Origin of the sequence: Prochlorococcus sp. MIT 1304 (assembly GCF_047305015.1) — a bacterium.
Taxonomy (GTDB): Bacteria; Cyanobacteriota; Cyanobacteriia; order PCC-6307; family Cyanobiaceae; genus Prochlorococcus_A; species Prochlorococcus_A marinus_E.
This window is the reverse complement of sequence record NZ_CP138974.1, coordinates 1557275-1571843: the sequence shown is the minus strand read 5'-3', so window position 1 is coordinate 1571843 and position 14569 is coordinate 1557275. Positions and strand designations below refer to the sequence as shown.

At 30.9% G+C, this 14569-nt stretch carries 16 protein-coding genes; 5 read left to right on the top strand and 11 right to left on the bottom strand.

The window, feature by feature from the left end:
- The first annotated feature begins 16 nt into the window (after nucleotides 1–16).
- A complete protein-coding gene (locus tag SIB45_RS08950) occupies nucleotides 17–1396 on the top strand; it encodes a S1C family serine protease (RefSeq protein ID WP_011863211.1) in 1380 nt (459 codons plus the stop codon).
- 339 nt (nucleotides 1397–1735) lie between these two features.
- Here SIB45_RS08950 and SIB45_RS08945 read toward each other — a convergent pair whose 3' ends face one another.
- From SIB45_RS08945 to arsB, 4 genes are all read right to left on the bottom strand, one after another.
- Entirely contained in the window at nucleotides 1736–1951 is a 216-nt protein-coding gene (locus tag SIB45_RS08945; RefSeq protein WP_011863210.1) for a hypothetical protein, read from the bottom strand.
- 62 nt (nucleotides 1952–2013) lie between these two features.
- On the bottom strand, nucleotides 2014–2262 hold the full coding sequence (locus tag SIB45_RS08940; RefSeq protein WP_041484768.1) for a DUF1651 domain-containing protein: 249 nt from the start codon (nucleotides 2260–2262) through the stop codon (nucleotides 2014–2016).
- 445 nt (nucleotides 2263–2707) lie between these two features.
- Nucleotides 2708–6283, bottom strand: a complete 3576-nt coding sequence (locus SIB45_RS08935; protein ID WP_052292849.1) for a BspA family leucine-rich repeat surface protein — start codon at nucleotides 6281–6283, stop codon at nucleotides 2708–2710.
- 320 nt (nucleotides 6284–6603) lie between these two features.
- Nucleotides 6604–7614, bottom strand: coding sequence for an ACR3 family arsenite efflux transporter (gene arsB, locus SIB45_RS08930; RefSeq protein ID WP_011863207.1), 1011 nt, complete (start codon nucleotides 7612–7614; stop codon nucleotides 6604–6606).
- Nucleotides 7615–7713: 99 nt separating this feature from the next.
- On the opposite strand from arsB, the gene SIB45_RS08925 reads away from it, so the two are divergent.
- Complete coding sequence (locus SIB45_RS08925; protein WP_011863206.1) at nucleotides 7714–8115, top strand: OsmC family protein; 402 nt, start codon at nucleotides 7714–7716, stop codon at nucleotides 8113–8115.
- Here the strand turns inward: SIB45_RS08925 and SIB45_RS08920 are convergent.
- Nucleotides 8105–8710, bottom strand: coding sequence for an HD domain-containing protein (locus SIB45_RS08920; RefSeq protein WP_011863205.1), 606 nt, complete (start codon nucleotides 8708–8710; stop codon nucleotides 8105–8107). The genes SIB45_RS08925 and SIB45_RS08920 overlap by 11 nt on opposite strands.
- Nucleotides 8707–9444 carry a phytanoyl-CoA dioxygenase family protein gene (locus tag SIB45_RS08915; protein ID WP_144038818.1) on the bottom strand — a complete coding sequence of 246 codons (738 nt, stop codon included), beginning with the start codon at nucleotides 9442–9444 and terminating at the stop codon, nucleotides 8707–8709. Before SIB45_RS08915 ends, SIB45_RS08920 begins: the two co-directional genes overlap by 4 nt.
- A gap of 72 nt (nucleotides 9445–9516) precedes the next feature.
- Between SIB45_RS08915 and SIB45_RS08910 the strand changes: the two genes are divergently transcribed.
- Nucleotides 9517–9942, top strand: coding sequence for a GNAT family N-acetyltransferase (locus SIB45_RS08910; protein WP_011863203.1), 426 nt, complete (start codon nucleotides 9517–9519; stop codon nucleotides 9940–9942).
- On the opposite strand, the gene SIB45_RS08905 is transcribed toward SIB45_RS08910, so the two are convergent.
- From SIB45_RS08905 to phnC, 4 genes are read right to left on the bottom strand one after another with little or no spacing between them, the layout of a single operon-like run.
- Complete coding sequence (locus SIB45_RS08905) at nucleotides 9923–10879, bottom strand: phosphonate dehydrogenase (RefSeq protein ID WP_011863202.1); 957 nt, start codon at nucleotides 10877–10879, stop codon at nucleotides 9923–9925. The genes SIB45_RS08910 and SIB45_RS08905 overlap by 20 nt on opposite strands.
- 10 nt (nucleotides 10880–10889) lie before the next feature.
- A complete protein-coding gene (phnE, locus tag SIB45_RS08900) occupies nucleotides 10890–11687 on the bottom strand; it encodes a phosphonate ABC transporter, permease protein PhnE (RefSeq protein WP_011863201.1) in 798 nt (265 codons plus the stop codon).
- Between the two features lie 37 nt (nucleotides 11688–11724).
- A complete protein-coding gene (phnD, locus tag SIB45_RS08895) occupies nucleotides 11725–12603 on the bottom strand; it encodes a phosphate/phosphite/phosphonate ABC transporter substrate-binding protein (protein WP_011863200.1) in 879 nt (292 codons plus the stop codon).
- 32 nt (nucleotides 12604–12635) lie between these two features.
- Nucleotides 12636–13421, bottom strand: coding sequence for a phosphonate ABC transporter ATP-binding protein (gene phnC, locus SIB45_RS08890; protein ID WP_011863199.1), 786 nt, complete (start codon nucleotides 13419–13421; stop codon nucleotides 12636–12638).
- 398 nt (nucleotides 13422–13819) lie between these two features.
- On the opposite strand from phnC, the gene SIB45_RS08885 reads away from it, so the two are divergent.
- Together SIB45_RS08885 and SIB45_RS08880 are read left to right on the top strand one after the other, a co-directional pair.
- Complete coding sequence (locus tag SIB45_RS08885) at nucleotides 13820–14125, top strand: DUF3764 family protein (RefSeq protein ID WP_011863198.1); 306 nt, start codon at nucleotides 13820–13822, stop codon at nucleotides 14123–14125.
- 3 nt (nucleotides 14126–14128) lie between these two features.
- Nucleotides 14129–14377: a hypothetical protein gene (locus SIB45_RS08880; protein WP_011863197.1), complete on the top strand. Its 249-nt coding sequence runs from the start codon at nucleotides 14129–14131 to the stop codon at nucleotides 14375–14377.
- 16 nt (nucleotides 14378–14393) lie between these two features.
- On the opposite strand, the gene SIB45_RS08875 is transcribed toward SIB45_RS08880, so the two are convergent.
- Nucleotides 14394–14564, bottom strand: a complete 171-nt coding sequence (locus tag SIB45_RS08875) for a hypothetical protein (protein ID WP_011863196.1) — start codon at nucleotides 14562–14564, stop codon at nucleotides 14394–14396.
- Between the last annotated feature and the right edge of the window lie 5 nt (nucleotides 14565–14569).

Genomic DNA, 14569 nt, shown 5'->3' with positions numbered 1-14569 from the left:
AAAGAAAATCTATTTGATGAGAAAATTAATACTTTTAGTAATTGTTTTGGGGTTTGGCTCTTTTTTTAATGCTCAAGAATTATTAGCCGTAAAGATTAATTGTGATTCACCTGTTCACAAAAATAAAAAAAGATGTAGTGAGAAATACCTGCGAAATGTAGTTATTGATGAAGATACAGGTTTAGAAGTTATTGAATATGAAAAAGATGTCGATTGGAAAAAGAAAAATCCTAAGATTGCTTGGTCCAAAATCATAAAATACAAATCATCTCTTAGAAATTCATATGAATTAACAATTTTTGATAGGGATTATGTTTCTGATTTTAGTACCGGAGCAGTTAAAAGTTATGTCACGAAATGGAATACCAACAAATTAGAAGGAAGAATATTAACTTGGGGTGGTTGTGGTTTTTGGACATGTACTTATGAAAGTGCTAGATATTACGATTTTCCTGGTTTTATTGAGATATTTGTTGGAGACAAGAGGTTTAGATTAAGAGGTAGTAGAGGTGAATTTCAATTCCCTTATGGATTTGCAAAAAGAATAAAGAATATAGGTGAGAATGAATCTATTAATTTACAAATTAAAGCTATCCCAAATAGTGGTTTAGCAGATAAATTTATCCCTATAGGTGATGAAACAATAAAAAATTTAAAACTATTATTCCAAAAGGATACAAAAGAGTGGAACAAACCTAAATATGAAATAGCTCGAGCCTCAATTAGTTCAAAAAAACTTGATATAGAGGAAATAGCATCTATAACTCTTCCATCAGTAGTCAAATTAGAGGGAGATTCTGGATTAGGAAGTGGCTTTTTTATAAATAATACAGGACTTATTGTTACTAATATGCACGTAGTTGCCGGTGGAGATAAAGAATTCACTATCTCTGGAGATAATGGGTTAAAAGATCAAGGTGAAGTTATTTATGTAGACTCAAAGCTTGATTTCGCATTAATACAATCAAATAACACTAAGAATTCAAAAGCTCTTCCTCTTTGTTTTAGTAAATATCCAAGACCTGGTCAAAATGTAATTGCTCTTGGATCTCCTTTAGGTTTAGCGGGAACAGTGACTAGAGGGATTGTAAGTGCAGTGAGACAACCATCAAGTGATTTAGAAGACGTAGTCCCATATTATGTGACTCTTATACAAACAGATGCAGCTATAAGTCCTGGTAATAGCGGAGGCCCTTTGGTAAATAGCAATGGTGAGGTAGTTGGAGTGAATACCTGGAGTTTACCTGGAGACGAGGGTAGAGCTCAGAATTTAAATTTTGCCATCTCAATCGTAGATATTTTAAGGTCGTTAAATAGTGAAATTCCAGTTGAAGCTGAAAATACTAATAGTTGCGGGAATTTTGTAGAGAAAGAGAGCATATTTAAATTTTGGTAAAAAAATAGCAGAAAATTACAATTAATTAGAGAAAAATCTCATAAGTGTTATCCTCATTGGGTAATAGCTATTAAGTATTGAAGGAATTTTTACAGGAGATTTGGCAGAATCATCATGATCCAGCCCATGCAACTTATGGAATAGTTGGAGTAATAGTATTGTTGGTAATTTATAATCGCCTACTCAATAAATATCAGTAACAAGAAACCCCTCCAGAAATTCCAACTACTGAAAGGGTTATTAAATTGACTCGCAACTATATTGAATCAATCTATGTCTTGCAGCAAACGTAGAGTGTGCTGACGAGGTTTGGCCTCAGTTAATTTATAGCAAAAAATTTTAAACTCTCGCTACTTTTTGTTCCGCCTGTCGTTTTTTTAGAATTGAATAAGCTTGTGAAGCCCATTTTCGAGAAATGTCAAATTCAGCATCTAACTTCTCTCTGAGTAATTTACCAATTTTAAATACTTCTACGAAGCCTAGATAAATGATTACTAGCACTTTAGTTATGTTTACTGCAACAGCTGCTATCTTTTCAATTCTTTGATCTTGCATTTGAACTTATTCAAGTCCACTAAAATTACCAGTTTTAAGAAATTATGCAAATGTTTTTTTAATTAAAAATAACTTCTAAAAATATTTGTCTTCTTCCAACCCTCTTCCAATAACTGCTTATATTCCTTTCTTGCATCTTCAATAGTTTCTACTCGTGAACCTCTCATAACTGGTTTACTACTTCTCTTATAGACACACCCGTAAGAAATCATCATTGCATCAATGCTTGGCGAAGGCTTGGAAACAACTTCAAATGGTTCAAAGACTTTTATTCTTGATCTGTCCTTATTTATAAGAGTAAATTTCTCCATAAATAAATAATAGACAAAAAAAGTGATAAAGCTAACCCAAAACCCCTTAGAGAACATTGTGAATATTATCAGTCTATCTTTTAGAATTTTTATCCTTGATAAGACATAGGGAAAAACTAAGAATATTCATGAATAATTCTACAAAGACTGACATATGACATAAATATGACAAAAATACAAATATGTCACATTAAAATAAATAAAAAAGCGAGTCAGGGTAACTCGCTAGTATGAATTGGTTTTTAAGAGTCGGGGCGACAGGATTCGAACCTGCGAACTAGTGCTCCCAAAGAACCCGCAAGATTGAGGCTATATTTGAGACTTATAGCTATATCAGTATATTTAGAGAAAAAAGTGTGGTCTAATTAGGACTAGCTTGGAAGGATATGCGTGCCATTTGCGTGCTTCAAATTAATTACGTTTTTTCGAAAATTATTTTACTTTCTTAAAAGAACCATGAAATATTAAATTGATAGGAATTTATATGAGAAGAAGAACCTGCTTTTTCATACTCATAACTAATACTTCCTGACCAATCATTATCCCTAAAAAACTCAAAACCAATATTTGTGTTCCAATTATTTGAACTAAATTCATCAAGAATAATTCTGTAATTTTGAGAGTCACCAACATAATTCATATCTACAATCGAATCTCCGGTGAAATCATAACCATAAGATATTCCTAAAAATGGTTTTAATCTCCAATTTTCAAATATAAAATCCCTATCTACATTTACTCCTAAAGAGACCATTTTTCTATTAACAGTTTGATCTTTAAATGAGAGTGCGAGACTACTTCCAGATTCAGAAAAGGCCTTTAAATTAATATGAGCCAAATCTAATCTTCCATAAGGAGTTAATTGAAAATTTTTGATTTTAAAAGGCTCTGCCAAAATCTTCGCAGAGCCGAAAATCATGTATACATCCCTATCTCCTATGTGAGAAGTAGAATTATCAATTCTTTTCGTATTCATATCCATCTTTCCAAAACCGATTTGAGATTCTATAGGAAATTTATCTTTTAGAAGATTTGAAGAATAAAAATTAAAGCCTAAGTTTGTAGAATCAATACCACTCCCTGCATTGCCTACACTTATATCATCTTTTCCATAATTGAAAGCAACTCCAAATAAACCATTCTCTTTATAGGGTTTATCAATCCCCAAGGTTAAAAATAAGCTATTGATATCTTGTTCTGATGATTTTGAACTAATACCTTTATTTCCAAAAAGAATCTTACCATTAGTCCAAACTGACCAGTTACCAATTAATTCACCTCCGGTTGGATTCAGATTCGGCTTAAATGTTTTTTCTCGTAATTCGGCAAAAGCAAGATCTACAGAGTTATCAATAAGATCATTAAAAACCTGATCTGATTCTTTTTTTAGTCTCTCATTAGACCAATTAGATCTAGCCCAACTTTCTATATCTCTATAATTTAAGTCTTTGAATCTTTTTGAAGAACCATTTAGAGCCTTTTCTAATAATTGATTATCAAATGAAATATTTATACCTTGATGAGATTTCTTTTCCGAATTTTGATTACTTCTTAACCAATCAAATCGTTTATCAACAGCTTTGACACTTGATTTGTTAAAACGAATAGCCGCATTAGTCCATGCCTCTACCAAACCATTAACATCTGCTTTGGTTGTGGGATCTACAGCTGGATCAATAGGAATATGATTATTAATTACTCCATTTGACGTGGTGGCAGCTTCATTAGTAAATACGAATGAAAATGATAAATAATAAGTTGTATCTTGATCTGATGCAGGAGCTTCTTCCTGATCTTGAATCTCTTCTACTGATCCTCCTAATTGGGGTGAATATGTATCACCCTCTACTGGAATTTGAGAACTTTGAAATTTATAAGCAGTTGGAGGTAGAACTTCTATCGTGTATGTACCGTCTGCAGCTGAGTCTGCCTTAAGAGTGAAACTGTATTGTCCATCTGAACTCGTTATTTGTGAATTTTTACCACCACTGTCGTCCAGCCAGTCGTTATTAACTAATTCTCCATTATATAAAAGTCTGACAGTAGCTCCTGAGACTGGTTGGCGCGTGGTCGCATCATAGATAACACCTGCAGGATCAATTAAAAGGCCATCTATTTCTGTATGAAACTCGCATGCTGTAGTGATTTCTATATTTCTTACCCATCTCCCAGAGTTGACTGGAACAATATCATCTGAATTTACTTGTCCTTGTGGTATTGATAAAGCTGCTCTTGTTAATTTATCTGCATTAGAATTACTTGTAGGCTTTACAAACTCAACATGATAAGTTCCTGTTTGAGTGGGATAAAAATAATAAAAACCAAGATCATCTGTAGTTTTTGTATCTACAAGAGAATTATCTCTATATATCTTTACACTGCTACTTGCTGCTCCTTTACCTTTCCAATATTTTGCCTGACCAGTTATTGCACCGCAATTACTGGCAGAAATAGTTGTGTATGAATATGCATCTTTATTGCTAATTCCTGCGAATGATTTAGATGAGCCTGCATTATCAATTGCAGTTGCATCTACTTGCAAATAGTATTTGGTGGATCCAACAACTAATGTATCACCATTAGTATCTACTAATTTTATGGTCAAATCAGTGTCGTTTATTTGTAAATCTTCCTGATCTGTTGAATTGGCAACGTTAAAAGCTCTGACAGTAGAATCATCAGAATATTTTTTTAGGGTTACATTCCCTGTACCAAGAGCAATATCTTCACTGAATCTGATTATTATCTGAGGATTTTCAGTCTCTAATGAATTTGATCCACTTGATGGAGTGGTTCCTATGATGTCAAGTACTTGATCATTACTGCCTGTCGAAAACCATATACTTCCTGATTTTTGATATTCAGGTTGGATACCTTGGAAATATGCCCCTGAAGAGGAGGATTTGATACTTCCAGGTCTTATCTGGACAACATATTTTGTATTGTCTGTAATTTTAGGTCCAATATTGATTGTAATCTTTGTTTTGTCATCTGAGAAACTAACTTTGTCTGATTTGAGTAAATTATATGTTGCAACTTTTTTTAGGTTGCTTCCACTCATTTTGTGAAGGATAACATTACTTTTTTTACTTACCAGTTCAACTGCCATATTAAAATTCAACTCCAAATCAAGATTGCTTCCATGAGAAACATCAAAATTATTTGGTGAATAGGAACTTAGAACCGGAATTAAATCTGCAGATGCGCATCCATTTAATCCCCAACATGGTTTTACTCCTCCCGCAGTTAATAAATTTGGAGCAAAATGACTAGGCTCAGAGCGAAATTTGCGCACATCCCAGCTAGATAGATCCTTATTGAAAACAGCATTGTTCCTTAGGAAATGATTCATTCTTGTTCCAGAGCTGACATCCCAATTACTTATGTCTTGATTAAAACTTTTTGCACCATCAAAAACTGCTATGAAATTTTTCACTTTTGAGGTGTTCCAAGCAGAAATATTGCCATTAAATGCTTTTGCACTCCTAAAGATATGAGCCATTTGTGTCACATTCCCTACATCCCAACTATTTAAAGATTGATTGAACCTATGCGCATTCCTAAACATGAGATTTATTTGCTCAACATTACTTACATCCCAACCGTTAATGTCTTGATTAAAATATCTTGCGTTTAAGAACATTCTGTTCATTTTAGTTACATTACTTACATCCCAATTACTGATGTCTTGATTGAATCTCCTGGCATTAGAAAACATTTCAGACATATTTGTGGCACTGCTTGTATCCCAATACCCAATATCTTGATTGAAAGTTTTTTTACCTTTAAATAATGAAGAGAAATCATTTATGTTTCCTGTATAAATATCACCAGTACCACCCTCAGCAAATGTGTAACTAACATTGCCTGGACCAATAACGGCATAGCTTCCATCTGAGATTGCGTCGAGAAGATTTTGTCTGCTAACAATTAGTTTTCCATTACAACTGCCAGAAGTTCCAATTTCACCAATGTTCTGGCAATTATTAGCTAGTGATTTATTGACATTAAATAGAATCAATAAAAAAAAGCTTCTAAGTGAATACCTATAAATGAAAGATAATATCTTCCTTCTGTTTTTAAAATTCATCTAGCAATTATTTTTTTTACTTTCAAATTTTTCTCACTAGAGAAATTTTACCCTGTTCCTTATTTGATTGCTAAAGATGTTTTTCAAATATTTAAAGTTATTATGCGTGCCATTTGCGTGCTCACTTTTTTGCGTTTTATATATTATTAGCTGAGACTTACTGCAAAAGTATAAAGATGCTATAGATGCAGTTAAAAAAGATATTACTTATATGCCACTAGAACTAAAGAAAAAACTTGAAGAAGAAAATATTACTTTATAAATAATATTTTGGAAGACTTAGAAATATTTACTAAATAAAGCATCAAAGGAACTTCTACTAGTACCCCAACTATGGTAGCCAAAGCAGCTCCTGAATTAATACCAAAAAGAGTTATCGATACAGCTACTGCAAGTTCAAAAAAGTTTGAAGCGGCTATCATCGAGCCTGGACAGGAAATAGAATACTTTTGCCTAAAAAACTTCATTGAAAAAGCAGTTAAATAAAAAATAAAAAGAGTCTGTATTATTAATGGAATTGAAATTAAGATTATATGAATAGGATTTTGTAATGTAGATTTTGATTGAACAAAGAATAATAAAAAGACAGTAAGAATTAAAAAAAATAACGAATAACTTTTACTTTTATTCAAAATACTTTTTATTCTTTTTTCGCTATTGATTTTATTTTTTAAAAATATTGCTAGAAAAAGTGGTACCAAAATAAAGATTATTACAGAACCGAAAACAGTATCTAAAGGGATATCTATACTGTTAAATCCTAAAAGAATTTTTGACAAAAATGGAAAGGCTAAAATTAATATTAGATCATTAATAGCTACTTGTATTAAAGTAAATAAAGGATCGCCTTTAGCAAGATTACTCCAGACAAAAACCATTGCTGTACATGGTGCTATTCCTAATAGAATCATTCCAGAAACATATTCTTTAGCAAGTACAGGATCTATAAAATTACCATATAAAAAATATAAAAAAGAGGCTGCAATGATTGCCATTGAAACTGGTTTTATTAACCAATTAATAAAAAGGACAATAGAAAATCCTTTAATCTTATATTTCAAATTTATTATTGACTTGAAATCTATTGATAACATCATTGGGAAAATCATTCCCCAGATAAGAATTGCTATTGGAAGATTTATTCTTGAGAGTTCTAATCCGCCTATAATTTGAGATAAATTAGGAAATAAATAACCGGATAAAGATCCAATACACATTGCTAAGAAAACCCAAATACTTAGATATCTATCAGAAAATTGCATTTAAAATTTTTTAATCAATTATTAAATTTAGCAAAATTTTTTGGCCTTAATCTTAACTTAATTTACCCATAATAAGCTCTTAATAATAGCTATTTTTATATGTCAATTAAGGCGAAATATGTAGGTGAATTTCAGAGTGAAATTATCTTCGAAAATCAATTAAAAATAAAAACAAATTCGAATAGAAATTTACATGATTCTTGCGAACAGACTAAACCCTCAAATCTATTGTCTGCATCTTTAGCTTCTTGTATTTCAACAACTCTTGGAATAATTCTAGAAAAGAATAATATTGAATCAAAAAGTTTTTATGTTGACATTATCTCTAAAAGTGATGTTCAAAATAATAAAATTTCAACCTTGCATTGTAAAATATGCCTTCCACTTATTAAGAAATTAAAAATAAAGAACTTTATAAAAGAAAAAATTGAATCATCATTCATAAGCAATTCTCTTAAAGAATCTATAAATATAAGCTATGAATATATTTTTAATAGATAGCTAATCTTTCGGCAACAATCATTTCTTTATAAGTATCTAATTCTTCAACTTCTTTTAGAGAAACCTTTCCTCTATCATCCCATTTTCTTAATCGAACTGCATCTTTGAAGTATTTATTATTTTCTAGTTCATTAATCTCTTCTTTATTTAAAGCACCACCTTGTATCTTAAAACTATTTTTAGATGCTTTAGATAAACTTTCATAATAAGAATTATCGATTGAGCATAAATATCTTTTTGCTACAACGTGTAAGCGAATACTTTCTGTAATTTCTTCAGAGAAAAAATCTTTTAAAAAATTTGAAGCAATATTTTCATGGTTAAGATCTTTTTTTAAGAAATCATTTTTTGAGTCATTTTCATCGATTAGAAGATGACCTATATCGTGTAACAAAGAAGCAATTACTATATGCCTTCTGCCATCTTCAGTGCGAGCGAGTGAAGCTGTTTGGAGACTATGTTGTAATTGAGTGACTGATTCATCATAATTAGTTTTTCCTTCCTCCTTAATAAAGTCAAATAATAAATCTACAAATTCATTGTTATCAGAATTTTGTAATTTGTTTTTGAAGTTTTTAATAGTTTTGTATTTCATTTAATTGCTTCTCCTTCAAAGTGACCTATTAAACTTACATATCCATCTTTAAGAGAGTCCTTTTTAAAGTCATAATAATCTTTTCTTAAATCGCCTTCAGTTTTAGCATTATAAGTTACATAGAGCGCTCTTCTTGGACGACTAGATTTATTTGTTGAACTTCTGTGAGGAACAAAAGAATCAAAAAATACTGCGCCTCCTTTTTTAAGAGGTATCTTCTCCCAAACAAATTTTTCTGCGGTTAGTGAATCTATACACCCCTTTTCATCAATATTTATTATGCCCTCATTATTTCTACCTCTTGCAAATTCCAAACATCCATTATTTATATCAGAGTCATCTATAGCTAATAGCATTGTTATGTGTTTTTTTCCAAAAGGATAAGCAGGAGCATCTTGATGAGGTGCATATCCAGCTCCCCCTGGGTATTTATAATTTATTTTTTCCTTGAATAATATTGGTTCATCATCAAATAGCATAGTTAAATAATCTTTTATTGATGAACTTAAAAGAAATTCCCTAAAAGATGTATGCGAGCTTACAAAGTTTTCTGTTCTTGAAAGCACTTTACCATTAACTGTTTTTTCATAATGATGGTTAACCTCTTTAGAGTCGTTAAGTTCACTAATCCATTTTTCAATTGCCTCTAAATCACTTTGATTTATTAGGTTCTCATTAACTATAAATCCGTCATTATCGAATTTTAATTTTATATTGTTCAAAACTGATTCCACCTAAATACAAGTCTTAACAAGATATTAAACATTTATGATTAAGATAAATTTAAGAAGAAAAGATAATTAAGAATGCCAATTTCAATTAGAAAAATATATTCTAATCAAACTATTGATATAAGGCATGAAGCTATTTGGCCAGATAAAAAAAGAGAATTTTGTATTCTTGAAGATGATAAAAATGGGACACATTTTGGTTTATATAAACAAGAGGAATTAATATCAATAATTTCACTTTTCATGAGAGAAAATAAAGCAAGAATTAGAAAAATGGCCACAAAACCTGCTTATCAAAAAAAAGGATTTGGGTCTAAATTAATTTGTCATTCAATTTCTTTCTTAGAATTAAAAAACATAAATTATATTTATTTATTTTCTAGAAAAAAAGCCCAAATGTTTTATGAAAAATTCGGTTTTTTATCTGAAGGTGATTATTTCAAAAAAGAAAATATCTCTTATATAAAAATGTATAAAACTATTAATGATATAAAAAGTTGATAATATTTTGAGCAGCTTCTAATTCAATAAAAAGTCTAACTTCATCAACTGCCGAGCCAAGATGAGGAGTAAAAAAAGTCTTATCTTTTAAATTTAATAATTCCTGATTAATTTTTTTTGGTCGATCTTTTATCGATAAATCTTCAAATTCAAAGACATCTGAAGCATATCCTCCTATGTGCCCAGAATTAATTGCTTGTGCAATTGCACTCTCATCTACTACAGAACCTCTTGAAGTATTAATAATTAAACAATTTTTTTTTATTTTTAAAATATTTTCAAAGTTAATAAAATGGTAAGTATCGTTTTTCAAAGGTAAAAGAATAACCAAATAATCAGCCTTCTCAAAAAGATCATTTAATTCCAGATATTTGGTGTTTAGTTGTTGTTCATCTATTGAATCTAATTTTTGTAAATCATAATAAAAAAGTTTTACATTAAAACCTTTAATCTTCCTAGCTACTTCAACCCCTAATTTACCCATACCCAGAAGACAAACATTTTTCCCTTCAATCCCATTTGAGAAGAATTTTGGTTCCCAACCTTTAAACTTTTCAGATCTAACATATTCATCACCTATTAGTAGATTTCTTGATAAACCAATAAGAAGTCCTAAAGTTAACTCTGCTGTTGGCGAAGCAAGTAAATCTGGGATCATTGTAAATTTAATATTTCTTTTTATGCACTCTTCCAAATCAATATTGTCAAATCCTCTTAGTGCTCCAGAGATGATCTCTAAATTTTTTGAATTATCTAAAAAGTTTTTATCAATTCTATCTGGCATGAATACCATCACACCATGTGCATCTTTACATAAGAACTTTAATTTTTCATAAGTTAGAGGTTTATCATTTTGGTTACTAATTACTTCAAAATTTTTTTCTAATAACTCAATAACTTCAGTATGAACTTTATTGGAAATAACAACCTTCTTCATTTAATGAGAATTATTCAGATACTGATTTCCTGAGATAGTTACTCATGCTATCTAATACAGTTACTACGACTAAAACTACTATTAATAAAGCTGATACTTGAGCATAATCCATTATCCTCAAAGCACTTATGATCTCTAAACCTATACCACCAGCCCCTACAGCGCCCACAACCATTGAAGCTCTAAAGTTGTATTCCCATCTATAAAAAGTAACATCAGCCATAGCAGGAAAAACTTGAGGAAGAATGCTATGCACAATAACTTGTAGATCACTTGCGCCAGAAGCTCTAGCTGCTTCTATAGGTTCCTTGTCACAAAGCTCAATAGCTTCAGCATAAAATTTACCTAACATTCCAACAGAATGAAGACCTAATGCCAATGTCCCAGGTAGAGCACCAAAGCCAATCATTGCAACTAGAATAATACCTAAAATTAATTCAGGAACAGCTCTTGTGACGTTTAAAATTAGTGTTGCTAAGTTGTAAACAATTGGATTTATAGTTGTATTTCTTGCAGCAAAAAAACATAGAAGTAAAGATAAAAAAACAGAAATCGAAGTTCCTGCGATACTCATTGCCAAAGAGTCTATTAAAGGTTTAAACCAAGTTCCAGCTCTTGAGAAATCAGGAGGAAACATTTCCGGCAGTAATTTTAAAACTGCCGGAATGCCTGTACTTATCCTTTCAAAATCGAAAAGACCTACAACTGCTAAAGAAGAAAATACAAATATCAAAATTATGAGAACCCTGAAAAATTGTTTTTTCCAAGTCCTCCTTTCAACCTCTAAAATTCTTTTGAATTTATCCATTTAATAATTTTTTTATTTGTATATTTAAAGTGATTTTTTACTTAACAAACTTAGAAAGATCAAGACCTAGAAGTTTGCCTGCTTTTCTAATACCGTCATAATCACTATCAGTTATAGATGCGAAACCATCAGCGTTAAAAGGTTTCAGGACTTTGTCACTATCTAGATCTAAGAAAGTAAATCTTATTTTTTCTTTTAATTCAGGAGATAAAGTTGAACGCATTGTCCATGGATATTGAGGAATAGGAGAAGATTGAGCAATAGTTGTTACTTTAGAAGGGTCAATAACTCCTTTCTTCTTTAGGGATTTAAGAATCGGACATGCCATTCCTCCTGCTTGAGCATTTCCATTTTGAACTGCTAAGGCAACAGCATCATGTGATCCTAGAAAAACTCCTTGAAAATCCTTGCCTTTAGTAAGTCCATTTTCAGCAAGAGTTAACTCAGGGAATAATCTACTAGAGGTTGAAGCTGGATCTCCAAGAGCAAAAGTAGTGCCTTTGATATCATCAAAACTAGTAACACCTTTTTTAGTGTTTCCAATTATGCAGGAATTATAAGTCTTAGTTCCTCCTTTAATCCTTGCTGCAAAAGGTTCAATATCACTTACTGCTTTAGCTAAAACATAAGATAAAGGTCCAAAGTAAGCTAAATCCAACCTATCATTTCTAGCTGCTTCAATCATTGAAGAATAATCAGTAGTAACAACTAACTCTATTTCCTTATCAAAGGCTTCAGTTAAGTAATCTTTTAGACCTTGATTATCTTGGATAACGGTTGCAGCATTTTCATCAGGAATTAATGCAACAATTAACTTATCAGGATCAGCACTTGGTCCAGCATTTTTCGTAGAGCATGCCGAAGTAAGCGCCACAATAGAAATAGTAAAAACGCTTAAAAGAGATTTAAGTTTCATTTTTTTGTTTAAGTTTTTTTAATGAAGTGGTTTTAAACCATTACCACTTCATTTGAGGTAAAATTTGTTTCTTCTGTTATTGTTGAAGATGAATAAATATTTTTTAAAATCTCGTCTGAAAGTTGATCTGATTTACCATTAAAAACTATTTTCCCATGACTTAAGCCAATAATTCTATCTCCATATTCTTTAGCAAAATCAACTTGGTGAAGACTAGTTAATGCGGATATATTATCTTTCTTACAAATATCTTTAAGCATCGATAAAACTTGATGGGAAGTTTTTGGGTCAAGACTAGCTATTGGTTCATCTGCTAAAATCAACGAAGGATTTTGAGCTAAAGCTCTAGCAATTCCAACTCTTTGTTGTTGTCCTCCGCTTAATTCTTTTACTTTTACAAGCGCTTTGTCTAAGAGGTTAACTCTATCTATACAATCGAGAGCAAGTTCTTGATCAAATTTTGGAAGAGGTAAAATGCTTCTAAGTAGTGAATGAAATCCAAGTCGACCAGTTAAAACATTTTGGAAAACAGTATTTCTCTCAATCAACTGATGTTGTTGAAATATCATCCCAGTTTTTTTTCTTAAATTCTGAAGATCTTTTTTATTTCTTATTTTTCCTAAATCAAAAAAATCTAACTCTCCTGAAGTTAATGGATTCAATTGATTTATTGTTCTTAGTAAAGTTGATTTACCTGCCCCAGAAGATCCAAGAAGGACTACAAATTCACCTTTGTAAATATCTAAGTTTATAGATTTTAAAGCTAGGCTCTCTCCATATTTGACATTAATATTTTTTAAGGAGAGCTTATTATTCACTAAGATTTAATCATTTAAATCCATTGAATACTGATTTGTTTATCTTTTTTTTAACTTAAAATTAATAAAAGGTTAAGCGAATTAAAATGTTTGTTTAAATTGTAAAAGCTATTACTTTTTCTTTTTTTTGAAATGAGTCAGATATAAATTTGTAAAATTTGCAATGACTAATAAGATAAGTAAGAAAGTATTTAGCTCCATATTTTTGTAAGTTTTATTAAATTGATAGCATTGACACTTACTCTTTTCAATAGGAATGTTTATTTAAGAATGTTAAAAATATTAGAAAAAAGGTTGGCTTAAATTTGAAAAAACATCTGTTTTAATTCCATTTAAAGATAATTAACTAAACCTTAATTAAACAGACTTATTTTAATTAAACAAACAATATCTTTATTATGTCTTGTTCCATAACCTCAGTTTTTACTTTTAAAATTGAAAGCACTTTCGATGAATGGGCCGCGATATTTGACAGTGCGGAAGCTGAAAAAAGACATTCTGAATTTCTCATTAAGCCACTTTTTAGAGGAGTAAGTAAGGAAGATCCTCAAAAAGTTATTGTCATTCATCAAGCTCCAGAAGGAAATGTTCAAAAGTTTGTGGAAGCTAATGGTGACTGGATGGCAACGCATAGAGTTGACCTTTCAACAATGGAAGAATCATCTTGGACTTCTTCAACAACAACGGAAAGTTGTTGTGATTAACAAATGAAAAGACTACTATTCCCACTACTAGCTCTCTCAACTATTTTTCTTGCGAGTTGTACTAGTAACTCAAACAAAATAGGTACTCAAAAGGTTTCTGAAACCCAAAGGCAGAGAGAAGTTTGTTTAGATTGGTATGGCTACAGAATTGATACCAAGAAAGTAATTAATGATTTAAATCTAAAAATTGAAACCGAATCAGAATTAATGGCTTACTGCGATTTCTTCAAGAATGTAGCTGATACAGAATAGATTTTTACAAAAGAATTTATTTTTTGGTGTCTTGCGATCTCATTTCTTTTTGTGCTTCCCTAATTCTTTCTTCAAAGACTGATCTTCTATATGGAGTAACTTCTCCATTTTTAGTTGCCAAGATTTGGGCTTCATAAAGCCTCTTGGCTCTTGTAATTTTTTCTCTTATTTGAGAGAGCTCATTCATGATCT